The following is a 26,416-nucleotide window of genomic DNA, read 5'->3' as shown; positions in this document are numbered from 1 at the left end:
TCATTCCACCATATACCCTATACCTTTTTTTGTCGTAATAAAATCAGACAGGCCTGCCTCCTGTAGCTTTTTACGAAGTCTTGTTATATTAACGGTTAAGGTATTGTCATCAATATAGCTGTCAGTTTCCCAAAGCCTTGTCATAATGGTATCCCGAGACACAGCCTTGCCTTTATTTTCGAGAAGAATCTGCAGTATCTTGTTTTCATTCTTTGAAAGCTCAATTTTTCTGTCGTGATAATTTAAGGTAGCATCACTTATATTAAGTATTGAACCTTTATGCTCAAGCAAGTTAGTCTGTCCTGTAAAATCATAGGTTCGACGTAATAAAGCCTGTACCTTTGCAGTCAGCACATTAAGGTCAAAAGGCTTTGCAATAAAATCATCTCCCCCCATATTCATAGCCATAACTATGTTCATACTATCTGAGGCTGATGAAATAAAAATAATAGGAACCTTAGAAACCTTTCTAATCTCACTACACCAATGGTAGCCATTAAAAAATGGCAAGGTAATATCTAAAAGAACAAGCTGCGGACTATAGGAAACAAATGCAGCAAGTACATCCTTAAAATCAGTCACACATTCTGCCTCAAATCCCCAAGACCTTATGTGGTTCTTCACTGTTTTAGCAATTATCAAATCATCTTCTACTATTAGAATTTTATACATTTATTGCTCACCTTACTTTTCTTTCTAATATTTCTAAATCGATAGTATATTCTTCTCATGGTTTAAAAGCCATTGCTTTCTATCTATGCCACCAGCATATCCAGTTAAACTTCCATTAGTTCCAATAACCCTATGACAAGGTACTATTATCCATATTTTATTTCTACTATTTGCACTTCCCACTGCCCTAACACTTTTTTCATTTCCTACCCTAATCGCTAAGTTCTTATAGGACAAGGTTTCCCCATAAGAAATCTTCAATAGTTCATTCCATACATTCTTTTGAAAATCAGTACCATTTAATGAAACCTTTAAATCGAATGCTTTTCTACTTCCATTAAAGTATTCATTTAACTGAGCAATAGTATTTTCTAATATTTCATTTCCTTTATTCATCACGGACTTTTCTTGCTCCACAAACATAACTGATAGTATTGAATCTTCAGAGCAAATTATTTCTAATATTCCAATAGGCGAATTATAATAACCATAATATTTTTTAATCATACAAACACTTCCTAATAAAATTTTTATCATCGGTTATACTTTTATCTCAATTATACTATTTCTTTTTCTATACTCCTTAGGAGCAATACCTGCATGTTGTTTAAAACATTTATAAAAATTAGAAAGACTTTTAAATCCTACATCATATGCAATCTCTAAAATAGTATCATTACTTTTACTTAGAAGCTGCATCGCTTTATTTATTCTTATTTGTGATACATATTCATTAGGTGTTAGTCCTGTATATTCTTTAAACAATCTTGTTAAATGACTAATACTAACACCAAATTCCTTTGAAATAAACCTGAAATTAATTGATTTATTATAATTCTGGATTAACTTTTCCTTTACTTTTTCAATTAATTCTCTATTCGGTTCAAAATTATGTTCCTTTATATCAGGTCTGCATAATTTACATGGTCTGAAACCTGCTTTGATAGCATCATCTACACTATTAAAAAACAGTATATTCTCTTTCAATGGTGTCTTAGCTTTACATGAAGGTCTGCAACAAATACCTGTTGTTTTCACAGCATAGTAAAATAACCCATCATAATACTTATTACAACTTATTACTGCATTCCATTTCTCATCTTCAGATATTACTATGTTTCCTTGTATAACTACCATCTCCTAAAAGCATTTACATAATTCTCAAAAGCTGCTACTCTTTCATTAAAGGCTTTAAAACACCCGCAGCTAGTACATTCCTTACTTTCGTTATAGCAATTAGTAATACCAATTTTACTCATAATTATAATTCCACTCCTCGTAAAAGTTTATTTTATATTTTGATTCTAGCATTACTAAAAGTATAACTCTTCCTGTATTTTGCTATCTAATTTTAAGTGTTTTCACTAAGGTATTTCAGGTACTCGAAAGAGTCTACGTCATTTATGGTACGGCTTCCGTATCACAAGCAAATGTAGTTTTTACATTCTATTCTTGTGTATATATTCTACATAGAGGAAGCTCACTATTCACATACGTTCATAGGAGTAAGTGATTCACACCAAATCATAGATTACAATTCTTTACTTAGCGTGTGGTATTGGATATGTTCGATACTTTGATAAAGTGTATATCAGTTATTTATGTAATTAGATTATTCTAAAACATAATCTTTTTATACATCATATAAGAATTAAGATTAAATTCCTTGGTCTTTATATAGAAGTTAAAAGCAAAAAAAGTGCTCTATCCTCGCAAGATTAGCACTTTTTTAAGATTCATAGTTTATATATAAATTTTATCAAATATCCCTAAAACAAAATAAACCTTCTAATCTTTATTTTTTAATATTAAATGTTTTTAAGTGTTTTTGTTATCTCATTTTCATATATTCCACCATGATAACATATTATTCTATCAATATCATAATCTAAAAACTTTTTAATAGACCTTTTGGCCTCTTCTATGTCTAAAGTATACTGAGGTAGTGCAATATCTAAATTTCCATTTTCTACAACCAAAGCATCTCCAGTTATTAATGATTTACTTTCTTTGTGATAAATAGATATGTGACCTGGCATATGTCCAGGTGTAGCTATTATTTCAATTCCTCCACTAAACTCTAAATAATCTTTATCTCTTAATGTTACATCTACATTACAACTTTCTACTGTTTCAAGGATTTTATGAAAATAATTAGCTTGCTCTTTTTCCTTTTCTGTTAAAGAATCATATATACTTTCAGCTTGTTGTAGTCTTAACGATTTTTTACTAGCATTAATATATGGTGCATCTTCTTCAGATGCCAATATCTGTATACTAGGATATTGTCTCTTAAATTCTGCTAACGCTCCCATATGGTCAAAATCATGATGAGTTATAATTATTTTAGATAAATTTTTTATATTAACTCCATTATTTATTGCAACATCCTCTATCAATCTGAGAAAATCAGGATATCCACAATCTATTAATACCATCTCATTTTCATCTTCTAACATTACAGGGTAAATAGTATCGTTTTTGTCACCAAATTTGAAAGACACTTCTAATATATTTATCTTACTCATGTTAATCACTCCTAATAATAATCTAGTCACTTAAATAGTATCATGTATTTAAAACATGTAGTTAGTCTATAAATATTTATGTATTATTTATTCCCACATACTAACCATAAGCATACATGCTCTCATGCTTTATTTATAATACATTTTATATTCCCTAATAATTTTCCTAATACTATTTTGAGTAAGATAATATTTATTTGCTAATTCCTTAACTGAACTTCCATTATTAAATGAATTGTAAATTTGTGTATTTCTTTCTATTAGTTCATCTTTAAACCCACTATTCTCTCCCCAACTTTTTCTATTTTCATTTTTTCTAGGTATATATAAATAACTTCCATCAACATACTGTTGAATTATCTTAATAATTTCCTTAGGTAATATCTTTTGTGCATTTTTATACTTCATAGTCTTTGCTCCTATTTAATATTTATATTTTTAAAAATATTAAAGCAAAAACTGCACAAAACTATTTTGATTAAATCTCTCTTTTAAAACAGCTCCTAACAAAATATGTTCTGTGTTATTACAGTCTTTGCTTGGAGCTTAATGCAATAACTAGTTTTTGTGTCAAGTTTTTCATCTCTTTTCTCCTAACTATTGATTTATATATTTACTAAATTTTAAACTCTAAATACTAATTATTCATTAGTTTCTATTTAGTAAAAACCTCACTTACTTACGATACGGTTCAACATTTGAAATCCTAAATTTAAATCTTTATGCCTATCTTTGTCCTAACTTCAAATTTGGTACTGCATTTAGTGTTAAATCTGCAATTCTACCAGCTTTATACTCATAATAAGCAGCACTTCCAATCATAGCTGCATTATCTGTACATAAAATTGGAGCTGGGAATAAAACTTTTATCCCTTCCTTTTCTCCTCTTTCCATAAGCTTTGCTCTAAGATAAGAATTAGATGCAACTCCTCCAGATATAGCTATTTTATCTACTTGTTTCTCTTTGCAAGCCTTCATAGCATTATCTACTAATACATCTACCACAGCCTTTTGGAAGGAAGCAGCTACATCAGCTTGATTATAGCTCTCACCCTTCATTTGAAGAGAGTTTAAGTAGTTAAGTACTGCTGATTTAACTCCACTAAAGGAGAAATCTAGTGTCTTATCATGGAAATTTGCCCTTGGAAACTTAATAGCGTCCTCATTTCCCTCTTTAGCAATCTTATCAATTTTAGGTCCACCAGGATATCCAAGTCCAATAGCTCTAGCCACTTTATCATAGGCTTCCCCTGCTGCATCATCTCTAGTTTCTCCTAGAACTTCAAAGCTGCCATAATCCTTCATATGAACAATAAAGGTATGTCCTCCTGATACTACTAAAGTAATAAAAGGTGGTTTTAGATCCTTATGCTCAATAAAATTAGCACTTATATGACCTTCAATATGATTTACTCCTATAAGGGGAATATTTAATCCATAAGCCAAAGCCTTAGCATATTGAAGCCCCACAAGTAAAGCTCCCACAAGCCCTGGCCCATAGGTAACGCCCACGGCATCTATATCTTGAAAAGTCAGATTTGCTTCTCTAAGTGCTTCTTCCACCACAGCACTAATAGCCTCTATATGCATTCTTGAAGCTACCTCTGGCACAACTCCACCAAATTTTTTGTGTATATCAATTTGAGAAGCTATAACATTAGATAAAACTTCTCTTCCATTCACTACTACTGAAGCTGCTGTTTCATCACAACTTGACTCTATAGCAAGTATTTTAAAATTTTCTTTTACTTCATTTGCTTCTTTCATATTTTTCACCTACTTTTAAATAATTTACACACTATGAAAGTTTATATTAAAAGTTTACCCTTAAGGTACTAACTTAAACTTATCCACATGCTAAAATAATATATCCACACATTTATACAATTATATCAACAAATGTGATTACTTCATACATTTTATCATTTTTTAAAGAGTAATTACACATGTTTTACTTAATTCTTATACAACAATCAATGAACCACTGCATTGGTTTGGATAGATACTTGTCTCGATGATAACAAATTGAGTTATAATTGAAAAGCCTAATATCCTTAATTGATAATTTTGCTATATCTCCTTCTTTAACTTGCTGCATAACCAGCAAATCTGGAATAACACTTATTCCAAAATCATACTTTACAGCTTGAATAAGTGCTTGTGAATTTACACTTGTCATCATAGGATCCACATAAATATGCTTAAGTAATAAAGCACTATCAAGGGTATCTCTTATTGCAGATCCCTTTTCCCTAAGTAGTAGTGGTTGTGCAGCAAACTCTTCCGCCGCGATTTCTAACCTTCCACTTTTAGCAAAATCATGATTAGAGGAACATATCACTGACATTTCATAAGAAGAAACCTCATGACTAATCAATTGTTTATTATGAATAGCTCCCTCCATTAGTGCAATATCTATTTCATTATTTAATAATTTTTCTTCAATATTAGTAGCACTATCCACTTGAATCTTTAATGGTGTTCTTCCATACTTTCGCCTCCACTCTTTAATCCATTCCTGAAGCCAGAAATTAGCTATAGTAATACTAGATCCAATTCGAATAGTTACTAATTCCTCTTGATATTTAAAACCATTCTCTAACTCCTCATGAAGTTCAATTATTCGCACCACTTTATGTAGTAGTATTTCACCAGTTCCTGTAAGATGAATTTTTCTCCCAATTCGTTCAAAAAGTTTTCCACCTATCTCCGCTTCTAAATCACTTATAACATGTGAAATCGCTGGTTGAGTCATATATAATTTTTTTGCTGTCTTCGTAAAGCTCAACTCTTCACATACCTCTTTAAAAATATACATCTGCCTCAAGTTCATTATAAATCTCACTCCTTTACATTACTTTTTAGTAATGTATTTCATAAAATATTATCATTTTATTTATCTATGTACAAGTAATATAATTGTATAACTTAGAGAAAGGAGGGTTCCATGAATTATTTAAATAAGAATTCAAAATATAAAACTTGCCTTTGGCTTTTTGGAGTTAACTTCTTCATTAGTGCCTTTACCTTTGGAGGAGGTTATGTAGTAATTCCTATGATTCGTAAATACTTTGTCGAGAAAAAACAATACTTTGGTGAGGAAGAGTTACTAGATATGGCAGCAATAGCTCAGTCTTCTCCTGGAGCCATAGCTGTAAATCTATCAGTATTATCTGGATATCGCATAGCTGGCTTTTTAGGTGCTGTTATCAGCTGTATTTCTGCTGTACTTCCTCCACTTATAATACTATCTTTAATTTCTACCTGCTATAGCTTTTTCCGTGATAATGCCACTATTTCATCTATATTAAAGGGAATGGAAGCGGGAGTTGCCGCTTTGATTGTAGATTTAGTAGTAACCATGATTCAGACTGTTACAAAAGAAAAAAATGCTTTACTCTCTTTAATGATTCCTGTAGTTTTCATAGCTAGTTTTATTTTTAATATAAACGTTATGATTATTCTAGTAAGTTGCATTATCCTTTGTCTCATTTTTAAAAACAAATTTTAGGAGGAAGGTTTATGTATAACTATATTTTTAAACTTTTTCTTAGCTTTTTACAAATAGGCTTCTTTAGTATAGGCGGTGGATATGCAACTATTCCCTTAATCCAAGCGCAAGTAGTAGAGAAACATGCCTGGCTTACTATGCAAGAGTTCACGGATATTATTACTATATCTCAAATGACTCCTGGTCCCTTAGCCATTAATACTTCCACCTTTGTAGGAATTCAAATTAATGGGATTTTCGGTGCCCTTGTAGCTACCTTAGGATGTATTATTTCAGGCTTTTTCATCTCACTTTTTTTGTATAATTTTTTTCAAAATCATACTAAATCAAAAAATATTTCAAATATTTTAAAAGGACTTCGTTCAGCTTCCATAGGACTTATTGCTTCTTCTGCTGGTACTATACTAATGCTTTCCTTCCTAGGAACTTCAACATGGAATTTGGTAGAAATGAGTCTTCAAATAAAATCTATAATTATTTTTGTAGTCTGCCTCTTTCTACTTAGAAAAACTAAAGTAAATCCAATGGAAGCGATGATACTCTCAGGTATTGCAGGAATACTATTTAAAATTATATAAAATAATCTGACCTTTACCTAAAGTATTATTATTTCGTTTAAACATAAGTTCCTGTGTTATAATATACTTACTAAAGTTATTTATTTAAACAATTAATCACACAATCATAGAAAGAGGAATTAAAATGAAAGATATTAACTATGCTAAAGTTGTGGTAAAGGGATCACCAATTTCTAAATCTAACTTTAAACTTTTCAATAGCAGTAACAGAGCTATTTTACCATATAACTCTGGAAAATATCATGATAGATATGCACTATACGAGGAAGAAATAGCCTACGAATGTAGGGTTCAAAATCCAAGTGTAACCTTAACAGAGGCACTTATAGCTGTCCTTAAGGTTTATTATAAAAGTGAAAAACGTCATCCAGACACAAATAACATAACAAAAAGTATTTTAGATGGTGTTGAAAAAAGTGGCCTTATAATAAATGATGCCCAAGTAAGAAGACTTATTATAGAAGAATTTTACGATAAAGAAAATCCAAGATTTGAACTTGAACTCTTTGGGGAAAGTTCCTATGCCATGGATTATAAAATAGTTAAGCTAGAAGAAAAACAGCCCATAATAAATTATGAACCTCCTAGTAACAAAAAAAATAAAACCTTAGATAGCTATAGTGCCTCAGGTTTATGCAAAGAGTTTTCCCCTGGAGATAACAATCTATCTTCCAGTAAAGGCTCTAAACAAATCTGTGAACTTTGTCTAAAGGAAGTTTCCAAAGATAATATCATGTCCTGCAATAAAGGAAAAACTCTAATATGTAAAAGTTGCTTTAAAAAACTATTCTAAAAAACACAAGGAATTTAAAGTAATAAATTTATTTAAACAAAGGTTGAGCATGTCCTTATAATTATTAAGTACATGCTCAACCTTTTATAACTTACAAAAGCCATAAATTTTAAATTGTTCTTCCATTAATGAGAACTACTCGTTTAGAGAACATGCCATGAACAACTTTAGCCTCTTCTCCTCGAGAGATAAAAGGATAATTATAAGTTCTATAGGCAATTTCTCTTTTATTTTTAAAGTCAGTAACATATACAGTCCAATACTGGCTTCCATTTCTGCTCTCCTGTGATTCTGTCACCCCAGTGCATACACCTATTAAAGATGTATATAATCCTAAGATATACTCTATAAGAGAAAAGATTTCTCTAAGAACAATTATAAAAAATATAACCTCAAATATATCCGATATTTTACTTTCTATTAGGGTATATGTAAATATAACCATAACAACAATATTATATAATCCAAGACTCCTTTTATTAAATGGCACCCTTTCAAAAGGCATAAACCAAGGTTTAAATCTCCAAAATATACTACTACCTTCCACGGGATAGTCCGTACCGTTTACTGCTGCTCGCCACTTCATTTGATGGTCATTCAACCCTAAGACTATAATTTTCTCTGTAATAAATATTAGGTTCACATAAATTCCTAGCATTATAAAAGCGGCAACAATAAAATATGACTTCTTTATTATAAGTGCAGAAAAAAGAATATATAAAATGAAGAAAATAGTACCTGATTTCATTAATTTCATTTTAGATCTCATCTCATCCTTAGCCTCTTGAGATAAATCCTTAGCTCTATTTATTGCACTTGCAATAGCAGTAGCCACAAAAGGCAAAGTGAAAAATTCAACATAATTTTTTATATTTATTTCTTCGATTATACTAATTTCATATCCTAAATCTTGAATCATATTAACATCATACCCAAAATGCCGAAGTACAAGTACTATATTAATTACAATGCTTATTAACAACATACATACTGAAAAATTTCTTACGGACTTCAAACCACGTTGATCTAACATTACTTTTACTCCCTTACTATATTTATAACTATCTAAATTATATATTTTTTTCTACAATATGTAAATAACCATAGGGTTATACCCCTGGTTTAATATAATTAATTTATATCTTGAGCTTTCATTTTATCCAGTTCAGCTTCTTTTTCTTTTTTGTATCTCTTACGTCCATATTCCCATTCTGCCAAAAACATATTAGTTAATATGAGAAATGGAAATAAATTTCTAAAGCTAAGTGTTAGTTTTGTAAATCTAAACACACATATTGCAAAAATCACTGATATTAAAGGTATAATCCCTCCTAATAAACAGTTCTTTTGTTTACCAAGAAAATATTCAACTCCTAAGAGTGCACCTGCAACTACAAATGCAATAATAATAGTACTTATATCTGACATGGTTATTCTCCTTTCAAACATTTCTTATACTTGTCAATAATTAACTTTGCAGTTTCCAAATCAAGCTTAGAATCCACTGCCAATCCTTTAATAAATATTTGGAATGGCTCTTCTTCTTTCTTATCATTTAGTTCAATTTTTTGAATCAGTTTATCCAATCTCAATCTCACAGTAGGATAAGATACTTCATACATTTTTGCAATATCTTTTAAAGATCCAGATTTCAGCACAAAATTTTTCAAAAAACCTGCATCTTCTTGCTCTAAAGCAAGTATCCATTGTGGTATTTTATCAATATCCATTTTAACCTTCCTTTCATATTATGTTTAATAATATTAATTATAACCTAAATAATATTAAAATCAATAAGCAATATAATATAAATTTAATTAATTTTCTTTACTCAAAAATATATAACAAATAAGAGGTTGAGTGAAAACTCAACCTCTTATAATATTCTATTCCATTTTTCCTGCAAAAGATCTAGTTTCTATCAAAAGCCAACCCAACGCAGCTCCTAATCCTATAGGAAAACCTCTAAGTAAATCTTTCTTCAAAGGCCTAAAAAAATAATCAAGACCATAAAGTACTTATAATAATTTCCTTGGGGTCTGACCCCATAACATTTTATTCCAGAGATTTTACCCACCCTAAAGAATGTTCCCTTGATTAAATTAATTGATAAAGCAAGTCATTATAGGAAATACTAATTACGATTTACGATACAATAGACTTTTTAATAAAATAATGGAGGAAAAAACCTATGGAAAACCTTGAAAGAGCAATTGACAGAATAAAAATACTTGAGTGTCCTACTGGAGACTTAGAAAATCGAGTTGCAGATATTCTTGAAGATTATAAGGTTGCGTATAAAAATAAAATAACTATAAATAGAGCCGAACAATTAGATGTAAATGGTGCTGAAGCTTATAGTGCTAAAATTTCAAGCAATTCGCCACAGTCTATCACTATACTAGCAAAGTCAGGTATGGATGATTATGTAGCTAAAGTAATTGATGTGTCTATAGGTTAAGTTGCAGTAATACGTAAAGCCTGTTAAAACTTTCTTTTAAATTAAGATACCTTATATTAACTTATTAAGAATATGCTAAATAAAAAATGCTTTTGCTAAACTTTAAGCAAAAGCATTTTTAAAGGTAAAAGGTATTCCATTACTTTTTTAAGCTAAGCCTGCTCTATTTTTTCTACTATATAACCTGCATCTTCAATGGCACACTTCATTTCTTTATCATTAACAGAATCTGTTCCATCAACCACTACTATTTGAGATTTTAGGTGTACATCCACATTATCAATCCCATGAACTCCTTGTAATGCTGTTTTAACATTGGTAACACACTTTCCACAAGTCATACCTTCAACGGTTAATCTTTTTTTCATTTCTAATTTCTCCTTTCATTAATATACATATAGTATTAATATAATCATGAAAAATTATTGATAAAATATTTAAAAGTGTTAGTATAGTATTATAGGCACATAATTCTAAATTTTTTAAACATATAAAAGTATACGATTTCATTTACATAGTTCAATTTGCAAGTATACGATTTCATTGAAAATTAAGGATTATGTTAACTACACATTAAAAAATCAAATAAAAAAGTTAATTTTATTAGGGGGAGATTTGGTAATGGAAAAAGAATTCAATTGGAAAGAATTAGGGTTTGATTACCTAAAGGCAGATTTTAATTTTATTTCTCATTATAAAGATGGACAATGGGATGAAGGAAACTTAGTTGAAGATGATAAAATAACAATTAGCCAAGGTTCAACATGCTTGCATTATGGACAACAATGTTTTGAAGGTTTAAAAGCATATACTCATAAAGATGGAAAAGTATGCTTATTCAGACCTGATCAAAATGCTAAAAGATTAAATGAAAGCTGTAGAAGAGTTTTAATGCCAGAAGTACCAGTAGAATTCTTCTTAGATGCTTGCAGAAGAATTGTTAAAGCAAATAAAAGACTTATCCCACCATATGGAAGTGGAGCAACACTATATCTTAGACCTTACGTAATAGGCGTAGGTGACAATGTAGGTGTTCGTCCAGCTAGGGAATATATATTTGGAATCTTTGTTACACCAGTTGGACCATACTTCAAAGGTGGAATGGCTCCAGTTAACTTCATAACTTCTGACTTTGACAGAGCTGCTCCTATGGGAACTGGTGCTGCTAAAGTTGGTGGTAACTATGCTGGAAGCTTATTACCTCATGCAGAAGCTGTTAAAGCAGGCTTTGCTGATTGTATCTATTTAGATCCAGCAACTCATACAAAAATAGAAGAAGTAGGTGCTGCAAACTTCTTTGGAATAACTAAAGATGGTACCTTTGTTACACCTAAATCTCCATCTATATTACCAAGTATAACTAAGAGATCTCTATTATACTTAGCTGAGCATAACTTAGGTATGAAGGTAGAAGAAAGAGACGTATTAATAGATAACTTAGGTGAATTTGCAGAAGCTGGAGCTTGCGGTACTGCAGCTGTAATCACTCCAATCGGAGCAATCCAACATAAAGAAAACAAACACGTTTTCCATAGTGAAACAGAAGTTGGCCCAGTAACTAGAAAACTTTATGAAACTTTACTAGGAATTCAAGCTGGCGATATAGAAGCACCAGAAGGTTGGATATTCAACGTAGAAATTTAATATAATATTTAAGGCTCATCATAAAAGATTATGGTGAGCCTTTCTTTAGCTGATTGCATTAATAAACACATCTGCATATATAGTAATAAGGGATATTTTAAGCATGCATAAAAGTTTAAATATTATCCTAACTATAACTAGGGGGGGTGTTGAAATTAATGGAAGGTGAAATATTGAAAATAGCAATGTCTCAAGGAATATGGGCAGTGCTCAGCATATTTCTAATATTCTATATATTAAAAGCTCAAGAAAAAAGAGATGAAAAGCAAGAAGAAAGAGAAAAGAACTACCAGGAGATAATAGCAAAAATAACAGATAAATTAAGCATAATGGAAGATGTAAAAAAGGATGTTGAAGATATAAAACAGCATGTTATAAAGAATAACTGTAAAGAATAACTAAATGTAAGCCAATGGCGCTTTAGTGTCATTGGCTTATTTTTTTATTACTATTGATTAATTTTATATTTGTTGCTGAATTCATATAAGTAATTATTAATGTTAATTAAATAATAGTGTTTAAATATACATACTACAGATTCACCTATTATAAAAACAAATACATAAAGATTTTATTATCTAAAAACTTAATTGGACTTAAATGCTATATATTTATATAATTCTACTTGTTTGTAAATATTTATTTTTAGGAGGATATTATGAAAAAATCACTAATTTTATTATTAGCATTATCAATCCTTGTTTTTGCTTTTGGATGTGATTCAAAGAAAGCATCAAAGGACACAAGCTCACCAGCCTCTACTGAAGAAGCTTCTAAATCCGATGAAAAGGTACCAGAGCTTACTATGAGCTGGGGAAACGAATTACATACAGGTATAATGAATGTTGCTACAAAAAAACCTGAGCTATTTAAAGAAACTGGAGTATATTTCAATCCACTTTCTAAGGATAAATTTGAATTATTAGAAAATGGTAAGAAAATAGCTATCTTAAATTTTGTTCCTAGTAAAGGTGGATCTGAAACTGCTAATCTTATGAGCCAAGGGCATGTGGATTATGGATTTGGATCAAATACTGCTTTCCTTACTGCTGTAGATAATGGAGCTAAATTAAAAATTGCAGCACCTTTCCAAAGTGATGGAATTGCCTTAGTATTTCCACCAAACACTAATTTAAAGAATTGGGATGATATAAAAAAACACATATTAGATTTAAAACAACCACTTAAACTTGGCTATCATTCACCAGTAAGTGGACCTAGAATAGTAATTGAATCAGTTTTAAAAGCCCAAGGGTTAAAGGTAACTGAAAATCCAAGTGATACTTCAGCAAATGTTCTTTTAGTTGATCTTAAAGGTTCAAACAATCTATTGCCATCTTTAACTAGCAAGCAAGTTGATGCTTGGGTAGGGCCATCACACCATCCTGAAGCTGCAGAAGAAAAAGGTTTAGGTGAAATATCATTAAATCTGAAGGACTTCCCAGAAAACGGTCAATGGAATGACTTCCCATGTTGTGTATTTGCTGCTACAGATAAAGCTATCAATGATTATCCTGAGGTAACTAAAGCTTTTACAAAGCTTGTAGCTGCAAACGCAAAATATTGTACTGAACACCATGGAGAAGTGTCAAAGATTATGGCAGAAGTTATTGGTGTATCAGAAGAAACCATTAATAAATGTGAGATAAAATACTTCACAGCTCCATCAGAAAATTGGTATAAGGGTATAGAAATATATGTGGAAAAACTTAATGCGATGGATAAATTTAATGGACAACTAAAGGGATTAGATTTTGAAAAAGTTAAGAAACTAGTTTTTGATTTTAGATTTTTAGAATAGAATTATCATTATGGAAAAGCTTCCTAATTTATGCTAGGAAGCTTTTTTATAGAGGGAGGTTAAAGGTTTGAAACATCTAAAAAAAATATTGTGGAAGTTATTAGTGCCTATTCTATTTATACTATTATGGCATATACTCTCCTTTAGGATTAATAATGCTGTAATTTTGCCAAGAATAGTATCAGTTTTAGATAACTTTGCTCATGCCACAAACGATTTTATCGGCCTTGGATCAATACCTGTAAATGTCTTAGTTAGTTTAACTCGAGTACTTCTTGGATATATTGTAGGTGTATTTATTGCCATTCCATTAGGTCTGTTAATGGGATATAAGGCAAGGGTATATAATTTATTTAATAATTTTATTAATATATTTAGACCTATACCACCACTGGCATGGGTACCCTTAGTGCTGGCGTGGTTTGGTGTAGCAAGTTTTTCAACAGTTTTTAAAATAGAGGGCGGAGAACTCCAAGCCTTTTTAAATAATTTTAAGTTCTCAATGATGTTTATTATCGGCTTAGGTACCTTCTTCCCTGTACTTACAAATACTATATTTGCTGTTAGAACTGTTCCCAAAACTCTAGTAGAATCTGCAAAGGTTCTTGGAGCTTCAGAAAGGGATATATTCTTTAAAATTCTCCTACCAGCCTCTGCCCCAACTATTATAACAGGACTTAGGACAGGCCTTGGAATTGCTTGGTCCTGCCTAGTATCTGCAGAAATGCTTCCAGGTAGCTTATCAGGTGTTGGTTATTTAATAACCCATGCTTATGAACTCGGCAGAACTGACTTGGTTATCACAGGAATGATTTGTATTGGTGCTGTAGGAGCAAGCCTTGATGGAATTTATAGAATCGTAGAAAAGAAATACTTTTCCTGGCAAAGTAAAGTAAGATAGGGGTGATAGTATGGAAAATTATATTGAAATATCAAATCTTAGCAGAACATTTATTACAGGGGGTTCACTAGAGGTACATGCTTTAAAAGATATAAACCTATCAGTCCAAGAAAATGATTTTATATCTATTGTAGGCCCCTCTGGATGTGGAAAGTCAACCCTACTTAGAATTATATCCAGTTTAGAAAAAGCAACAAAGGGGAATGTATTTTTCAAGGGCAAAGAGATTACTAAGCCATCCTTTGAAATTGGTATGGTTTTTCAGCATTATTCTCTGCTCCAATGGAAAAACGTTATAAATAATATTGCTCTAGGTGCTGAATTTAAAAAAGTGCCTAAAAAACAGAGACTTGAAGAAGCAAGAAAATATTTAAAGTTAATAAATATGGAGGAATTCGAAAATGCATATCCCTATGAGCTTTCCGGTGGAATGCAGCAAAGAGTTGCAATAGCAAGAGCCCTCGCTAATAATCCTGAAGTTCTTTTAATGGATGAACCTTTCGGAGCACTTGATGCCTATACTCGTATAATATTACAAAGAGAGCTTTTGAATATTTGGGAGAAAAATAAGAAAACAATTCTATTCGTAACCCACTCAGTAGATGAAGCTGTTTATCTATCTGATAAAATTGTAGTAATGGGCAAAAACCCTGGAAATATTAGAAGCATTATTGATGTTAATATGGATAGACCTAGAGATAGAGGAAATGTGGAATATGCTCATATAACTGCAAAAATACTGAAAATGCTTGAGGAAGAGTAAATAAGACATAAAATATCATCAAATTTTCTATGGACTTACAAAAAGCTGTCACGTTAGCATATTTATCTTATGTTAATGGGACAGCCCCTTTTTTTAGACAAAAAACTATTGCAATAATTTTTTAGTACGATAACCTCATTAGCTTTTGATTATTTACTAAAAATACTTCTCTACATCTCTAATGTCTTCTAAGTCAAATATATCGGTAGCTATTACATCTATAGTGTCCTCTGGTAATTTTCTTATTTTTTCTTTATATTCCTCTGATACAGACTTGAACTTTTTAATGAGTATCTTAACTCTAATCTTTTAACTATTTAATATATCCTATAACCAATTATACCTCCCCTTCAAAATTACCACTTATTAGTATATACTTTATATATAATCTAGAAATAATTATTAAAACTTCAAAGAATATAAAACTTAGGAGGCACTATGAAGAAATTTAAGACATTACTAACTACTGTATCTCTCATGTCACTTTTTTATTTATTTTACATGGTTTATTATTCCTCTAATAAAAATGATATTACCTTTAGGATACTATCTATATTCTGTTTAATCTCAGCTGCTACACTTGGATTTTTAGATGGTTTAGACTATATTTATAAGAAAAATTCTAAAAAAATAGGCTATACAATTTGTATACTTACTACTATCATAACCCTTGCCTTTATATTTTTTATATATAAAGTTACTATGTAAACTATAATATATCACTAATCCTATCAAAAATGGTGAGCATGTACTTTAATATAAGTGCATGCTCACCATTTATTTAAGTTATTTTACTTTAAGAAAACCCCTATTATTTTTATTCCATCAATATCTATTCTTCATATATAAATGTAACTACCCTTTAAATTTATAACCTATTCTCCACCCTTACCTAGCGCTGAAGAATCCCCGCTCTCAATGACTTCTCCTGTAGCTTTATCTTTAAAGTTCACTATGGTTTTTGCTGTATCAAAGGATTTTCCATTCATAGCTTGATACATATTTCCAGACATATAAAATCCTACTGCTACAAAAGGTTGAAGCCCACCATAGGATGCTTTATCAACCATAATATCAAATTGTGTCAAATCATCATTATACTTTATCTCTGCAAAAGAAGGATAATTTTCTTTATCAGCTAAAGTCTCCTTAATACTGTCGTCTACTGCCTGTTTCATACTTGCTAATAACTCTTTGTGAGTTTTCTTATCCATAATGTAGGTTACAGAACCATCTTCATTGACTTTAACTTCATGTACCCCTTTTGCTTTTGCTTCTTTCTCTATAGTAGTCTTATCACTTCCGTCAAAAAAGGCTGCAGGCAATGTTACTTCTACATCAAATAAATTTTTTTGGGAAGACATCTCTCCCCCGTTACTTTCTGTTTTCTTTTCTGCCTTATCTCCATGGTCTGAGTCCTTTGCACCACAGCCTACCATTGTAATTGCCATTGTAGTTACAAGTAGTAATGCTAAAATTCTCTTCTTCATAGATTTTTACCCCCATATTTAGCTAATTATAGCCTTATTTTTATGTTCTTTAACATAATTTTTATAATAACTATGTTAAAACATTATAATTTTTATATTATACTTAAAATATTAACATAAATAACATTATATATCATTAACTTTTCTCAAAAGTATAAATTCATTACATGAAAGTAAAAATAAATAATTAAAGCTCTGAGAATTTCATATTCTCAGAGCTTTCACTACTTATTTTCATTTTCATACCTCAATTTGTATTGTAATTTATCATTTTTTAGTATATTCAGAAACATCTTTATTATATACACTTTCATCTATTGGAATATTTACTTCCAAACTAGTACATTCTAATTTGTATTTGACATTTCCATTATCATCAAAGGATAGAAATTGAAGTATTATTCCAGTTTCCTTATCCATAAATAAAGAAAACTTACCCTGTGCCATATTAGATAGCGCTGGATTAATTACTCCTTCTAGCTTATATACATCTCTTTCTAAAAAAGTTGACTCTGTATAATCCCAATCTTCATAAATAAATAGATATGTAGAAATCGCATCTGCAGAAATAATATAGTGGCTTATCCCTAAATACCCAAGGTCTGCTCTCTTTAGATCTGGTTTTAAATATAATCTAATTGGTCTTACTATTGTAGGTTTTCTCTTATTTTGAATTTCCTCAAATTCTCTATAGATTTTATCATTATCATCAAAAACTTTTCTTTTATCATCATGATAAATTAAAGTTACAGGCTCTTTTCCTTCCGAATCATCTATACTTACAGAAGTTTTATTTTCTGTATCAACTGCAAAGGTGCATTTCATACGAGAGTTTCCCATGGAACCTTCTTCAATAAACTCTCCCTTACATGTCTTAAAATTGTCTACAGCATTAAGCATTTTATAATGTATATCTTCCTTATCAGGAGAATTGATACTTTTTAATATTTTTTCACCTATAGGAACTTTCTTTAACAGCTCTTCATCTTCTTGTGATAATTTTACTTCCTTGTTATCATTACTTGCTTTCTTTTCCTCTTCCCATGATATAACTTCTTCTTTCCATGGTGAAACTTCTTCTTCCTTATTAAAAATGCTAAGATTAACTCTATTTGATTTAATTTCATATACCACAAGGGATACCGCTATTATTGTTAATACTATTGCTATTATATAACCTTTAGATTTTTTATTCATATTTCCCCCCTAAACCTTTAGTGCCTTTCTATATCTAATGCCTTCATAAAATTTTTCCTTTGTTTCATTAGGGTATAGCTTTTCTCCTAAATACATATACACATTATCTTTTCCTTTTTCATATACTTCCTTTTCAAGAGTATACACCTGTGTAACTAATAGTTTTTCTCCTGGTTGAACATTTCTTAAATCACCCTCAGATAGCTTTGCAGGACCTGCATAGGTACTATAATAATCCATTACTATTGCAGATTCTTGAAAAGTAATAGCATCCTTAACCTCAGAGGTGGTGTTCACAATTTCTGAATTCACTACAAGTTCTATATACTCTGTTCCAACTTGATTTGTTGCATCAGACTTTCTAGTTTCTGTTGAAAGTATCTTTATTTCAAGACCTTCACAATCTGCATAAGTCCCATTTTTGTAATATTCCATTGTATATTTTAAAGGAACATTCTGATTAACCTTATAATAGCGATATCCAAATATTAATAAAATAGTAATTAATAAAAATATTGCTATTTTACTTTTTTTCATTACTGCTCCTCCCTTAATATTTCATGATTAACAATAGAACCATTTTCTATATAAAAAATTTCATCTGATAAAACCTCTAATTCTTCTTTATCATGACTTGCTAATAAAATTAACTTATTATTATTTTTCATGTTGATAAGTAATTCTTTAATCAATAATACTGCATCTGAATCTAATGCGTTGGTAGGTTCATCCAATATTATTAGCTCTGGATTTTCCATTAGGGCCTGTGCTATTCCTAGGCGTTGTTTCATACCTAAAGAGTATTTTTTAAACTTCTTCTTATCCTCTGGATCTAATCCTACAGCTGATATAATTTCTTTAATTTCCTTAGCTCCTACTTTATTATTAATTTCAGAAATAAGCTTAAGATTTTCATAGCCGCTTAAGTTTGGTAAAAAACCAGGATATTCAATAACAACCCCCACACTTTCAGGAAATGAAATATTCTCTCCTAATACTTGTCCATCAATTTCTACTCTCCCCTCTGTGGGCTTTATTAACCCGCACAAAGCTCTAAATAACATAGTTTTTCCTGAACCATTTTTCCCTCTAAATCCGTATATTTTTCCTTTATTAAGGTTTAAATTTATATTATTAAGAATTCTTGCATTCTTTATTTCTTTAGATAGATTTTCTACCTTTAAATAATAATTTTCATTCATAAATACACCTCATTATTATATAAAATCTTTATGTTTTAATAATTTATATCCCAAAATCATCAATATAACACTTATCAATATTGTATAAATAATTGAAAATGTTATTGATAACCCAATTTCAATATTAAAATAATTATGTCTTAAAACCATAGAATGAATTCCTATAAGAAATTTATTTTTAGATACTATAGACATTGTTAAAATTACAGTTGTTATAAAAAATGAATATCTAGAATTTACTACTATTGATAGTGTACATTGCATAAATACCAACGCTATGGATGTTAATATATATGTTGTAATCATTGACATAAGAATAGTAAAATGGGGTACTTTAATAGCTAATTCATTATCTATTAAGCTACTATTTCCTAAACTAAATCCTAAAGCTGCTCCCCCTAATAAATAGGTTAAACCCATTAGTACTAAATATACAAAAATCACATTTATAACAATCCAAGTACACTTTGATATCCAGTATAAAAAAATTTTTTTGCTTCTAAGTAAAATATAGTTGGAATCTCTTTTAATATTTTCACTAATAAAATCTCCTAAAATGAATACTAAAAAAATATTTATAATTAACCAATTTATAGGAATATCTAGTGATATTTCATTAAACCGTAAATCTTTATATATAGTGAAAAATAAATCCATTAAATTTCCATTGTAATTATTTATAGTTCCTATATATCCTATATTCAAAATAAGCATGATAGCTAAAAATAATATGAGTTTTTTCTTATAAAAATTAAATCCATGAATCAAATCTAACTTTAATATATTTTTAAATGATTTTAAATTATCCATTATACTAATATCCTTTACTTATAAAATCTTTATTCTTATAAATCTCTCTACCTATTAAATAAAGAGCTATATGAAGGAAAATTAAATATATAATATTTATTAAAAAATAACTAGGATTAACCCAACTCTCTATGCTCAAAGAAAACTTCTCCATAAACAGTGCACCATTTAAAAATTCAACATCTATAAAGGGAATGATCAATACTGCTATACCTAATACTCCACTGTTATTTATAACACTTCTTAAAATTAAAATAAAAAACCCCAGTATAGAAAGTCCCATGAATTTTAATATAAAGATTTTTAAAATCACCATATATATTGGTATAGAATTTAAAATTTCAAGTACATTTAAATTTCCATACTGTGGCGATGTGTATAAGGGATCATTTTTAGGCCATAGATTTTCAAAACCACTTGCATACACCCCTCCAATACAATATCCTAAGCATATTATTATCATAGTTATGATGATTGAAAGAGCTATTACAAAAAATACATGACTATTAAATATATTCTTACGATTCTTCATCTTTATTAGGAAGCTTTCCTTCTCACTACTTTTTATGTGAGAATTAATTCCAAAGAATAAAATAGGTGTATATAAATATATAAAGGCTACAGCTCCTGCCATTCCGCCTTGTCCATTTAAGGTTGAAATAATACTTATTACTGCTTTATCTTCTACTGAATACATCATAAAATAAAAAGCTAATGAATAAATTAAAATAAATATTGTAGTTAAAATAAAATATTTTTTTTTATTCTTAATTTCTCTTTTTAAATTATTAAATAAGCTCATTTTTCATTCCTCCATTTATAAATATGGAAAAACAAGTTATGATTAGTATAAGTGGAATAGCTATAAATATATGATTATACCCCGTAGTTCTAAATAAAAATATCATTGGAGAATATCTATAGTTTAATACCATAGTGATTATAACATCCATTGCTATATAAACTATAAAAGGAATAATTGTAATAACATATTTATTTCTAAAATATATACTACCAGCTAAGGCAATACTACTAAAGGTTCCTGCATATATAAATAACAAGAAAATTCTTAAAAATACATGTAATAATGGAAAGTTAAAGTATATATAGGGTAAAAAATCTCTTGGTTCTACAACTGATGAACTAAAAAATACTTTCGGCTCTATACTAGGAATAAAAGATGCATATAACATATAATTTATTATAAATGGAATACTTATAATTAATCCACTTACAACAAAATTTACCAAAAACCTATTAATTAAATACTTCTTCTTGTCATATCTTGTGATTATATTTTTTATAAAACCGCTTTTTACATCTTCTAAATAAGCATCTGCAAAAGCAACAGTAACAATTAATGGGAATAACATTTGAAGCATTCGTACATACTTTCCAATATTATATAACATTAAATTATTATAAGCTCCATTTGAAAAGTCTATAAAATCCTGTGAACTTAATCTTATATGATTATTACTAAAAACTTCTAAAGAAGCTATTGTTATTCCTACTAAAAGAGCTACATAAAAGGATGTTCTTTTAAATATTCTTTTTATCTCAATCTTTATCATAAACTTCTCCTATCAGAATTATGCTATACCAGTTTTAGCTGGTATAGCATAAACTTATTTTTTTAATTTCTTCAAACTGAATCTGGACTCCAAACTCCACTAGTACTCCAAATTCCTGATGATACTGCTCCTCCATGACCTTCGCCTTGTAATTTAATCTTTACTCCATATCCTCTATCCTCATAAGCATGGTTAGCAATCCTCGCTTCTGTTCCTCTTGGTGTACCATAACTAAAATAGCGACTCCACCAAGTTTTTGAAAAGTTCTTACCATTTTCATCAACCACTTTTACACGGTATTCGCCTGCACCCTTTTCTATCCAATCCATTCTCATATAAGCAGAAGTTGAATCATATTTTGATCTACGATCTGTACTGTTAATACTACCATTAATGCTAAAATAAAATTTAAATGGTTTATCACTTATGTCTCCAGCCTCTGCAGTTGTTGCAAATCCAGTAATTCCAAGTCCAGCTACTAGTAGTAGACTTAGTAAAATTTTCTTTTTCATATAATTATTCCCCCTAATATTTTATTAATATATAATAATGCACGCACATTATTTTCACATAATTGTTTAGCCTAGATTTAATATAACAAATTACATGTTACTCACTTGTTACTATTGTAACTTATGTTAAATTTTTCTTAAACCTTTAATACATGAAAGGCTCAATTTTGTACCTAAAATTCTATATTCACCTATTTTTTTACATAGGATACGAAATATATTAGGATTTTAATTGTCTATTCTTATACTTTTTTAAGAGCCTTTATCTACTGAAGCCCCAACACTCTCTGATACTTTCCAATCCATCCTAGATTTACATTTCTCACTTCACCATTTCTATTTTTACCTATGATAATTTCCATGATTTCCTTAGGAGCCTCCCCCTCTTCATCTTTATCTTTATCTTTATTTTCAGTGTCATAATAACTTTCTCTGTAAGGAAAGAGCACCATATCTGCATCTTGTTCTATGGAGCCAGATTCTCTTAGGTCTGATAGCATTGGTCTTGGATCATTTCTACTTTCTGCTGCCCTGGAGAGTTGAGCTAATGCTATGACGGTGATTTTTAAGGATTTTGCCATTGCCTTTAGCTCCCTTGATATCTTTGCAACTTCTTGTTCTCTAGATGAGCTTACACCAACAGATTCTATGAGCTGAAGATAATCTATTATTATCACATCTAAACCTTCCTTTTGCTTTAAAGTCTTTGCCTTTCCTCTTATGGTTGGAAGTGTAGTTGATGTGTCATCTATGAAAATTTTTCTCTTTGAAAGTTCTGAGGCTCCTATGATAAGCTTATTTAGGTGATCTTCTTCTAGATTTCCACTCTGTATATTTTTTAAAGAAATCAAGCATCTAGCAGAAAGCATTCTTTGCATTAGTTGGTTCTTTGGCATTTCTAAGGAGAATAAGCCCACCTTTGCCTCTTTGGAAACATGTTGGGCAAGGTTTAAAGCAAAGGCTGTCTTTCCCATGGAAGGTCTTGCAGCTATAATAACTAGTTCTCCAGATTTTAAGCCTGAGGTCACTTCATCTAGGTCCTTATACCCTGTGGAAATACCTTCAAGGGCCCTTTTATCCAGGTATCTTTTTTCAATATGACTTATGGTACTCTCCAGTGTATCCATAATGGGTTCCATATCTTCCATGGCTGCACTGCTATAGGCTTTATGAATATTATCCTCTAACTCTTCCACCACTTGGTCTACAAGGAACTCTCCATGACTCTCATCAATGGCTTTTCTGCAAGCTTTTATAACCCTTCTTCTGGTTGCTTTATCTATGATAATTTCACAGTAATTTCTTATATTACTTAGATACACAGCCGAACTAGAAAGCTTAGAAAGGTATGTTATACCGTTGCATTTTTCTAAAACCTCCCTAGATTTTAGTTCCTCGGAAAGGGTTATTAAATCTATATTAATCTCCCTAGCTCTAAGATTTAAAATTCCTCTATAAATTATTTTATGATTTTCATAATAAAAATCTTCTAAGTTTAAAATATCCTCCACTTCATAAATTTTATCCTTATCGTTAATTAGCACCCCAAGGACTACCTGCTCTGCTTCTAGACTATGTGGCATCACCATATCCATGCTACATGTCCTCCTTCAAAACTATATTCTTTAACTTTTCCTTTAACTCAGCTTTATTTTTTTCATCACTAAGGACCATATTTCCCCTCTTAAATTTCCCGTCACTTTCCTTTTCTGATTTTCTTTCTTGATTTAGATAGTTCTCAAATTTATTGCCAAAGAGAGTAGTAGGAACTAAATATTGCTGAAACTTGGTGCCTGTCCATTTATATTTCATATTATCAATAACGGTTTTAAAGTCCTCTATGGTAAAGCCTTCACTAAGCCTTGCTTTAATAAGCCTAATAGTTATCTTTGTTGAGCTTCTAAAGTTTTTTCCTGTTTTCAAATTCAGATACTCTATTATTTCAAAGGTACTTTTATCCAAAAGAAGATTTTTATTTATTTTAGTAGATGAATCTTTAGTAGAGGGATTATTTGTTGTAGATTTAAATCCACACCCTTTAGACTCTTCATCCATACCCTTAGATTTTTCCTCCTCTGCTCCTTCTCTAGTTATAAGCTCCTTATAATTTTCACCTATGCCAAAAAAGGAGTATGTTCCCTTTTCCCTCACAACCAGATGAGTAAGCATTCCTGCATCTCTCAATTTAAAAAATCTAGATTGAACTGTACATTTCTTCATTCTAAAAATAGGAAACTCTCTTAAAACTGCATCATAACGAAGCCAATAATAAATATGTCCCTCTACCTCCCTTGTGCTCATTCCATTACTTTCTTTAAAATCAATGAAATACCTAAGAATACTTGCATCAATAATATCTAGTCCAAACTTTATTAATTTATCCTGCCTAAAACCCATAATTGTATGTTTCATAATCTTCTCTCTCCTATCCTTGCTTAATTAACTCTCTATATACTAAATAAGCAATTTAGACGAAAAGTGGAAAATTATTTTATTAAAAATAAAAAAAGTGGCATGCGCCACGTTCCTAAAGGTAAAACCAATAAAACGTAAAAATCTATACTTTCCTATACATTGAAAAAGACAACCCAGAAGTTAATCCTGAACTGTCTAAAATACTTATACAATATTATTTTTTTAATTGGCTCTGTTGAAGATTACAGTGATAGAATATACAAGCTATATGGATATTGATGTACATCCCATAAAGATTCTAGTGAAATACACAGACTTTTATTTTTAATAACGTGGTCGAAACCAAATTATTAAAATCTTATTTTCATTAAGTTATATTATTAAAATCTCACCTTAAATTACACCACATTCTACCTATGAAACTATCTATCTACAAAACTATATTCATATATAAATATTAATATATAGACCTAGTTAAATAGTAAAATAGTAAAATAGTTAACTATTTGTTGTGTTCATGGGGGTTTCAAAACTTTCTCTAATAAGCACTGTATGTTAATTACTAATTATAATACCTTCTTAAACTTTGCTAAAATAACTTACTGAGTTTTACTTTTACAATACCCCATATCTTTCAAAAGTAATGTAATAAAATATATCGCAAGCAATAAATAAGCTAAATTAAAAGCAACATATAGGTTTCTATTTTCAATAATTTTACTAATAGGTTGATGTAATATAGCTATAACTAAAATGAAAATATTCCTACTTAATTGAATTCCTTTGGATTTCTTTCTCCTTATATCTTTCATACCTAATTCTCCTCAACTCACTATTATCAATTATTCTTCCCTTTAATATCGAAATTTAAACCTTCAATATTGTTTAAGACAATCTCTTGTTTTGCATATGTGCTAAATTTATTATAATGCATTTAATGTTTTACATTCCATAAAAATACATGAAAGTATGATTTTACTGCATAAGATTACAATTTCATATATTGAAATCCCAATAAATATTATCCAAATCTTTTTTTAATCATTGACTCTAGTGAATTTTCTTAATAAAAGCATATATAATAAGTGTTAAATAATTTATAAGGAGGTTTCTCATGAAAAAAGAAAATAAAATTAATGATCCCATATATGAATTTAATTCTGAAGAAGATTTGGAAGAACTTAATGGCATCTGCGAGGACATCACTGGTATTCCCATATCATCCTTTAATTTTGAAAAGATACTCCCTCTAAGGAGAATTTATCCACAGCTAATCTAACTTCTCTACCACCTTATGTTGATAGTTTTACTTATAATCGCAAGGTTAAAACTAAAGCTTCTGGAATAACTCCACGCATAAATGGTGAATTCTTTGATACTCAGAGATGTTATAAAATAAGAAATTCCACTGCTAGAATGCTAAATGAAATTAAAGCTGTTCATCCCAATGTTAATGTTTATATGAATACTATTGTGGATGCAGCAATTAGAAATTACTATGACTTTATTTTCAATAAGGATGGAATCAATACTTTATGTTAATATTTAACAACTGTAAAATAAC

The 26,416-nt window shown here is 29.9% G+C and carries 36 protein-coding genes; 12 read left to right on the top strand and 24 right to left on the bottom strand.

What is annotated here, in order from left to right:
- The 8 genes from B3086_RS14630 to B3086_RS14595 form a co-directional block, all read right to left on the bottom strand.
- On the bottom strand, positions 1 to 672 hold the full coding sequence (locus tag B3086_RS14630; protein WP_346847149.1) for a response regulator transcription factor: 672 nt from the start codon (positions 670 to 672) through the stop codon (positions 1 to 3).
- A gap of 33 nt (positions 673 to 705) precedes the next feature.
- Positions 706 to 1,179 carry a methylated-DNA--[protein]-cysteine S-methyltransferase gene (locus B3086_RS14625; protein ID WP_346893743.1) on the bottom strand — a complete coding sequence of 158 codons (474 nt, stop codon included), beginning with the start codon at positions 1,177 to 1,179 and terminating at the stop codon, positions 706 to 708.
- Between the two features lie 33 nt (positions 1,180 to 1,212).
- Positions 1,213 to 1,809: a bifunctional transcriptional activator/DNA repair enzyme AdaA gene (locus B3086_RS14620; RefSeq protein ID WP_346893741.1), complete on the bottom strand. Its 597-nt coding sequence runs from the start codon at positions 1,807 to 1,809 to the stop codon at positions 1,213 to 1,215.
- Positions 1,803 to 1,931: a CGGC domain-containing protein gene (locus B3086_RS14615; RefSeq protein WP_346847146.1), complete on the bottom strand. Its 129-nt coding sequence runs from the start codon at positions 1,929 to 1,931 to the stop codon at positions 1,803 to 1,805. Before B3086_RS14615 ends, B3086_RS14620 begins: the two co-directional genes overlap by 7 nt.
- 549 nt (positions 1,932 to 2,480) lie before the next feature.
- A complete protein-coding gene (locus B3086_RS14610) occupies positions 2,481 to 3,200 on the bottom strand; it encodes an MBL fold metallo-hydrolase (RefSeq protein ID WP_346893739.1) in 720 nt (239 codons plus the stop codon).
- A gap of 129 nt (positions 3,201 to 3,329) precedes the next feature.
- Entirely contained in the window at positions 3,330 to 3,608 is a 279-nt protein-coding gene (locus B3086_RS14605; protein WP_346893737.1) for a CD3324 family protein, read from the bottom strand.
- A 318-nt stretch (positions 3,609 to 3,926) separates the two neighbouring features.
- Positions 3,927 to 4,967, bottom strand: coding sequence for a tRNA (adenosine(37)-N6)-threonylcarbamoyltransferase complex transferase subunit TsaD (tsaD, locus tag B3086_RS14600; protein ID WP_346870760.1), 1,041 nt, complete (start codon positions 4,965 to 4,967; stop codon positions 3,927 to 3,929).
- 184 nt (positions 4,968 to 5,151) lie between these two features.
- The gene (locus B3086_RS14595) at positions 5,152 to 6,033 is read right to left on the bottom strand and encodes a LysR family transcriptional regulator (RefSeq protein ID WP_346893735.1); all 882 of its coding nucleotides are present in this window, start codon (positions 6,031 to 6,033) and stop codon (positions 5,152 to 5,154) included.
- Between the two features lie 114 nt (positions 6,034 to 6,147).
- Here B3086_RS14595 and B3086_RS14590 point away from each other — a divergent pair, with 114 nt between their 5' ends.
- The 3 genes from B3086_RS14590 to B3086_RS14580 all read left to right on the top strand — a co-directional run bounded on the left by B3086_RS14590 (position 6,148) and on the right by B3086_RS14580 (position 8,082).
- Complete coding sequence (locus B3086_RS14590) at positions 6,148 to 6,711, top strand: chromate transporter (protein WP_346847141.1); 564 nt, start codon at positions 6,148 to 6,150, stop codon at positions 6,709 to 6,711.
- An 11-nt stretch (positions 6,712 to 6,722) separates the two neighbouring features.
- On the top strand, positions 6,723 to 7,289 hold the full coding sequence (locus tag B3086_RS14585) for a chromate transporter (RefSeq protein WP_346847140.1): 567 nt from the start codon (positions 6,723 to 6,725) through the stop codon (positions 7,287 to 7,289).
- 124 nt (positions 7,290 to 7,413) lie between these two features.
- Complete coding sequence (locus B3086_RS14580; protein ID WP_035130962.1) at positions 7,414 to 8,082, top strand: RusA family crossover junction endodeoxyribonuclease; 669 nt, start codon at positions 7,414 to 7,416, stop codon at positions 8,080 to 8,082.
- Positions 8,083 to 8,191: 109 nt separating this feature from the next.
- Here the strand turns inward: B3086_RS14580 and B3086_RS14575 are convergent, their stop codons facing one another.
- From B3086_RS14575 to B3086_RS14565, 3 genes are all read right to left on the bottom strand, one after another.
- Entirely contained in the window at positions 8,192 to 9,115 is a 924-nt protein-coding gene (locus B3086_RS14575) for a hypothetical protein (RefSeq protein ID WP_346847139.1), read from the bottom strand.
- 98 nt (positions 9,116 to 9,213) lie between these two features.
- Complete coding sequence (locus B3086_RS14570) at positions 9,214 to 9,510, bottom strand: hypothetical protein (protein ID WP_346847138.1); 297 nt, start codon at positions 9,508 to 9,510, stop codon at positions 9,214 to 9,216.
- A gap of 2 nt (positions 9,511 to 9,512) precedes the next feature.
- The gene (locus B3086_RS14565) at positions 9,513 to 9,812 is read right to left on the bottom strand and encodes a DUF2089 family protein (protein WP_346847137.1); all 300 of its coding nucleotides are present in this window, start codon (positions 9,810 to 9,812) and stop codon (positions 9,513 to 9,515) included.
- Positions 9,813 to 10,273: 461 nt separating this feature from the next.
- Here B3086_RS14565 and B3086_RS14560 point away from each other — a divergent pair, with 461 nt between their 5' ends.
- Positions 10,274 to 10,543 (top strand): hypothetical protein, encoded by a 270-nt coding sequence (locus tag B3086_RS14560; RefSeq protein ID WP_346893733.1) that lies wholly within the window; start codon positions 10,274 to 10,276, stop codon positions 10,541 to 10,543.
- A gap of 152 nt (positions 10,544 to 10,695) precedes the next feature.
- Here the strand turns inward: B3086_RS14560 and B3086_RS14555 are convergent, their stop codons facing one another.
- Positions 10,696 to 10,911, bottom strand: a complete 216-nt coding sequence (locus B3086_RS14555; RefSeq protein ID WP_150844596.1) for a cation transporter — start codon at positions 10,909 to 10,911, stop codon at positions 10,696 to 10,698.
- A 253-nt stretch (positions 10,912 to 11,164) separates the two neighbouring features.
- On the opposite strand from B3086_RS14555, the gene B3086_RS14550 reads away from it, so the two are divergent.
- The 5 genes from B3086_RS14550 (at position 11,165) to B3086_RS14530 (ending at position 15,652) form a co-directional block, all read left to right on the top strand.
- A complete protein-coding gene (locus tag B3086_RS14550; RefSeq protein WP_346878407.1) occupies positions 11,165 to 12,187 on the top strand; it encodes a branched-chain amino acid aminotransferase in 1,023 nt (340 codons plus the stop codon).
- Positions 12,188 to 12,345: 158 nt separating this feature from the next.
- A complete protein-coding gene (locus B3086_RS14545) occupies positions 12,346 to 12,585 on the top strand; it encodes a BhlA/UviB family holin-like peptide (RefSeq protein ID WP_346884907.1) in 240 nt (79 codons plus the stop codon).
- 260 nt (positions 12,586 to 12,845) lie between these two features.
- Entirely contained in the window at positions 12,846 to 13,988 is a 1,143-nt protein-coding gene (locus tag B3086_RS14540; protein WP_346893731.1) for an ABC transporter substrate-binding protein, read from the top strand.
- A 67-nt stretch (positions 13,989 to 14,055) separates the two neighbouring features.
- The gene (locus B3086_RS14535; protein WP_346877665.1) at positions 14,056 to 14,889 is read left to right on the top strand and encodes an ABC transporter permease; all 834 of its coding nucleotides are present in this window, start codon (positions 14,056 to 14,058) and stop codon (positions 14,887 to 14,889) included.
- Between the two features lie 10 nt (positions 14,890 to 14,899).
- Entirely contained in the window at positions 14,900 to 15,652 is a 753-nt protein-coding gene (locus B3086_RS14530; protein ID WP_346880490.1) for an ABC transporter ATP-binding protein, read from the top strand.
- A gap of 156 nt (positions 15,653 to 15,808) precedes the next feature.
- Here the strand turns inward: B3086_RS14530 and B3086_RS14525 are convergent, their stop codons facing one another.
- A complete protein-coding gene (locus B3086_RS14525) occupies positions 15,809 to 15,940 on the bottom strand; it encodes a DUF4351 domain-containing protein (protein ID WP_346877735.1) in 132 nt (43 codons plus the stop codon).
- 150 nt (positions 15,941 to 16,090) lie between these two features.
- Between B3086_RS14525 and B3086_RS14520 the strand changes: the two genes are divergently transcribed.
- Entirely contained in the window at positions 16,091 to 16,360 is a 270-nt protein-coding gene (locus B3086_RS14520; protein ID WP_346893729.1) for a hypothetical protein, read from the top strand.
- A 167-nt stretch (positions 16,361 to 16,527) separates the two neighbouring features.
- Here B3086_RS14520 and B3086_RS14515 read toward each other — a convergent pair whose 3' ends face one another.
- From B3086_RS14515 to B3086_RS14465, 11 genes are all read right to left on the bottom strand, one after another.
- Positions 16,528 to 17,142, bottom strand: a complete 615-nt coding sequence (locus B3086_RS14515; RefSeq protein ID WP_346893727.1) for a hypothetical protein — start codon at positions 17,140 to 17,142, stop codon at positions 16,528 to 16,530.
- Between the two features lie 267 nt (positions 17,143 to 17,409).
- Positions 17,410 to 18,339, bottom strand: a complete 930-nt coding sequence (locus B3086_RS14510) for a hypothetical protein (protein WP_346893725.1) — start codon at positions 18,337 to 18,339, stop codon at positions 17,410 to 17,412.
- Between the two features lie 9 nt (positions 18,340 to 18,348).
- Positions 18,349 to 18,876, bottom strand: coding sequence for a hypothetical protein (locus tag B3086_RS14505; RefSeq protein WP_346893723.1), 528 nt, complete (start codon positions 18,874 to 18,876; stop codon positions 18,349 to 18,351).
- On the bottom strand, positions 18,876 to 19,541 hold the full coding sequence (locus B3086_RS14500; protein WP_346878102.1) for an ATP-binding cassette domain-containing protein: 666 nt from the start codon (positions 19,539 to 19,541) through the stop codon (positions 18,876 to 18,878). The genes B3086_RS14505 and B3086_RS14500 overlap by 1 nt, the downstream gene beginning before the upstream one ends.
- A gap of 15 nt (positions 19,542 to 19,556) precedes the next feature.
- Positions 19,557 to 20,351 (bottom strand): hypothetical protein, encoded by a 795-nt coding sequence (locus B3086_RS14495; RefSeq protein ID WP_346893721.1) that lies wholly within the window; start codon positions 20,349 to 20,351, stop codon positions 19,557 to 19,559.
- A gap of 4 nt (positions 20,352 to 20,355) precedes the next feature.
- Positions 20,356 to 21,153, bottom strand: a complete 798-nt coding sequence (locus B3086_RS14490) for a hypothetical protein (RefSeq protein WP_346893719.1) — start codon at positions 21,151 to 21,153, stop codon at positions 20,356 to 20,358.
- Entirely contained in the window at positions 21,140 to 21,925 is a 786-nt protein-coding gene (locus B3086_RS14485; protein WP_346893717.1) for a hypothetical protein, read from the bottom strand. The genes B3086_RS14490 and B3086_RS14485 overlap by 14 nt, the downstream gene beginning before the upstream one ends.
- Before the next feature lie 71 nt (positions 21,926 to 21,996).
- Positions 21,997 to 22,437 carry a hypothetical protein gene (locus B3086_RS14480; protein WP_346893715.1) on the bottom strand — a complete coding sequence of 147 codons (441 nt, stop codon included), beginning with the start codon at positions 22,435 to 22,437 and terminating at the stop codon, positions 21,997 to 21,999.
- A gap of 266 nt (positions 22,438 to 22,703) precedes the next feature.
- Positions 22,704 to 24,032, bottom strand: coding sequence for a replicative DNA helicase (dnaB, locus tag B3086_RS14475; RefSeq protein ID WP_346893713.1), 1,329 nt, complete (start codon positions 24,030 to 24,032; stop codon positions 22,704 to 22,706).
- Between the two features lies 1 nt (position 24,033).
- Positions 24,034 to 24,849, bottom strand: a complete 816-nt coding sequence (locus tag B3086_RS14470) for a conserved phage C-terminal domain-containing protein (RefSeq protein ID WP_346893711.1) — start codon at positions 24,847 to 24,849, stop codon at positions 24,034 to 24,036.
- 602 nt (positions 24,850 to 25,451) lie between these two features.
- The gene (locus B3086_RS14465) at positions 25,452 to 25,664 is read right to left on the bottom strand and encodes a hypothetical protein (protein WP_346847129.1); all 213 of its coding nucleotides are present in this window, start codon (positions 25,662 to 25,664) and stop codon (positions 25,452 to 25,454) included.
- A gap of 302 nt (positions 25,665 to 25,966) precedes the next feature.
- Here B3086_RS14465 and B3086_RS14460 point away from each other — a divergent pair, with 302 nt between their 5' ends.
- Both B3086_RS14460 and B3086_RS14455 read left to right on the top strand, forming a co-directional pair.
- Positions 25,967 to 26,131, top strand: coding sequence for a hypothetical protein (locus tag B3086_RS14460; RefSeq protein ID WP_346893709.1), 165 nt, complete (start codon positions 25,967 to 25,969; stop codon positions 26,129 to 26,131).
- A 137-nt stretch (positions 26,132 to 26,268) separates the two neighbouring features.
- Positions 26,269 to 26,394 carry a hypothetical protein gene (locus tag B3086_RS14455; protein ID WP_346893707.1) on the top strand — a complete coding sequence of 42 codons (126 nt, stop codon included), beginning with the start codon at positions 26,269 to 26,271 and terminating at the stop codon, positions 26,392 to 26,394.
- Positions 26,395 to 26,416: the final 22 nt, after the last annotated feature.

The sequence above is a fragment of the Clostridium sp. UBA871 genome (genome assembly GCF_002295255.1).
Lineage (GTDB): Bacteria > Bacillota > Clostridia > Clostridiales > Clostridiaceae > Clostridium_J > Clostridium_J sulfidigenes.
This window is presented reverse-complemented; position numbering and strand designations above follow the sequence as displayed.

What these genes read in the sequence shown, in the direction of transcription:
- B3086_RS14565 (WP_346847137.1), bottom strand. Translation starts at nt 9,812, where the DNA reads ATGGATATTGATAAAATACCACAATGGATACTTGCTTTAGAGCAAGAA.
- B3086_RS14590 (WP_346847141.1), top strand. Translation starts at nt 6,148, where the DNA reads ATGAATTATTTAAATAAGAATTCAAAATATAAAACTTGCCTTTGGCTT.
- B3086_RS14615 (WP_346847146.1), bottom strand. Translation starts at nt 1,931, where the DNA reads ATGAGTAAAATTGGTATTACTAATTGCTATAACGAAAGTAAGGAATGT.
- B3086_RS14510 (WP_346893725.1), bottom strand. Translation starts at nt 18,339, where the DNA reads ATGAATAAAAAATCTAAAGGTTATATAATAGCAATAGTATTAACAATA.
- B3086_RS14585 (WP_346847140.1), top strand. Translation starts at nt 6,723, where the DNA reads ATGTATAACTATATTTTTAAACTTTTTCTTAGCTTTTTACAAATAGGC.
- B3086_RS14570 (WP_346847138.1), bottom strand. Translation starts at nt 9,510, where the DNA reads ATGTCAGATATAAGTACTATTATTATTGCATTTGTAGTTGCAGGTGCA.
- B3086_RS14560 (WP_346893733.1), top strand. Translation starts at nt 10,274, where the DNA reads ATGGAAAACCTTGAAAGAGCAATTGACAGAATAAAAATACTTGAGTGT.
- B3086_RS14490 (WP_346893719.1), bottom strand. Translation starts at nt 21,153, where the DNA reads ATGAGCTTATTTAATAATTTAAAAAGAGAAATTAAGAATAAAAAAAAA.
- B3086_RS14610 (WP_346893739.1), bottom strand. Translation starts at nt 3,200, where the DNA reads ATGAGTAAGATAAATATATTAGAAGTGTCTTTCAAATTTGGTGACAAA.
- B3086_RS14455 (WP_346893707.1), top strand. Translation starts at nt 26,269, where the DNA reads ATGCTAAATGAAATTAAAGCTGTTCATCCCAATGTTAATGTTTATATG.
- B3086_RS14520 (WP_346893729.1), top strand. Translation starts at nt 16,091, where the DNA reads ATGAAGAAATTTAAGACATTACTAACTACTGTATCTCTCATGTCACTT.
- B3086_RS14575 (WP_346847139.1), bottom strand. Translation starts at nt 9,115, where the DNA reads ATGTTAGATCAACGTGGTTTGAAGTCCGTAAGAAATTTTTCAGTATGT.
- tsaD (WP_346870760.1), bottom strand. Translation starts at nt 4,967, where the DNA reads ATGAAAGAAGCAAATGAAGTAAAAGAAAATTTTAAAATACTTGCTATA.
- B3086_RS14630 (WP_346847149.1), bottom strand. Translation starts at nt 672, where the DNA reads ATGTATAAAATTCTAATAGTAGAAGATGATTTGATAATTGCTAAAACA.
- B3086_RS14505 (WP_346893723.1), bottom strand. Translation starts at nt 18,876, where the DNA reads ATGAAAAAAAGTAAAATAGCAATATTTTTATTAATTACTATTTTATTA.
- B3086_RS14530 (WP_346880490.1), top strand. Translation starts at nt 14,900, where the DNA reads ATGGAAAATTATATTGAAATATCAAATCTTAGCAGAACATTTATTACA.
- B3086_RS14620 (WP_346893741.1), bottom strand. Translation starts at nt 1,809, where the DNA reads ATGGTAGTTATACAAGGAAACATAGTAATATCTGAAGATGAGAAATGG.
- B3086_RS14595 (WP_346893735.1), bottom strand. Translation starts at nt 6,033, where the DNA reads ATGAACTTGAGGCAGATGTATATTTTTAAAGAGGTATGTGAAGAGTTG.
- B3086_RS14480 (WP_346893715.1), bottom strand. Translation starts at nt 22,437, where the DNA reads ATGAAAAAGAAAATTTTACTAAGTCTACTACTAGTAGCTGGACTTGGA.
- B3086_RS14550 (WP_346878407.1), top strand. Translation starts at nt 11,165, where the DNA reads ATGGAAAAAGAATTCAATTGGAAAGAATTAGGGTTTGATTACCTAAAG.
- B3086_RS14460 (WP_346893709.1), top strand. Translation starts at nt 25,967, where the DNA reads ATGAAAAAAGAAAATAAAATTAATGATCCCATATATGAATTTAATTCT.
- B3086_RS14485 (WP_346893717.1), bottom strand. Translation starts at nt 21,925, where the DNA reads ATGATAAAGATTGAGATAAAAAGAATATTTAAAAGAACATCCTTTTAT.
- B3086_RS14540 (WP_346893731.1), top strand. Translation starts at nt 12,846, where the DNA reads ATGAAAAAATCACTAATTTTATTATTAGCATTATCAATCCTTGTTTTT.
- B3086_RS14580 (WP_035130962.1), top strand. Translation starts at nt 7,414, where the DNA reads ATGAAAGATATTAACTATGCTAAAGTTGTGGTAAAGGGATCACCAATT.
- B3086_RS14625 (WP_346893743.1), bottom strand. Translation starts at nt 1,179, where the DNA reads ATGATTAAAAAATATTATGGTTATTATAATTCGCCTATTGGAATATTA.
- B3086_RS14545 (WP_346884907.1), top strand. Translation starts at nt 12,346, where the DNA reads ATGGAAGGTGAAATATTGAAAATAGCAATGTCTCAAGGAATATGGGCA.
- B3086_RS14605 (WP_346893737.1), bottom strand. Translation starts at nt 3,608, where the DNA reads ATGAAGTATAAAAATGCACAAAAGATATTACCTAAGGAAATTATTAAG.
- B3086_RS14515 (WP_346893727.1), bottom strand. Translation starts at nt 17,142, where the DNA reads ATGAAGAAGAGAATTTTAGCATTACTACTTGTAACTACAATGGCAATT.
- dnaB (WP_346893713.1), bottom strand. Translation starts at nt 24,032, where the DNA reads ATGGATATGGTGATGCCACATAGTCTAGAAGCAGAGCAGGTAGTCCTT.
- B3086_RS14470 (WP_346893711.1), bottom strand. Translation starts at nt 24,849, where the DNA reads ATGAAACATACAATTATGGGTTTTAGGCAGGATAAATTAATAAAGTTT.
- B3086_RS14465 (WP_346847129.1), bottom strand. Translation starts at nt 25,664, where the DNA reads ATGAAAGATATAAGGAGAAAGAAATCCAAAGGAATTCAATTAAGTAGG.
- B3086_RS14555 (WP_150844596.1), bottom strand. Translation starts at nt 10,911, where the DNA reads ATGAAAAAAAGATTAACCGTTGAAGGTATGACTTGTGGAAAGTGTGTT.
- B3086_RS14500 (WP_346878102.1), bottom strand. Translation starts at nt 19,541, where the DNA reads ATGAATGAAAATTATTATTTAAAGGTAGAAAATCTATCTAAAGAAATA.
- B3086_RS14495 (WP_346893721.1), bottom strand. Translation starts at nt 20,351, where the DNA reads ATGGATAATTTAAAATCATTTAAAAATATATTAAAGTTAGATTTGATT.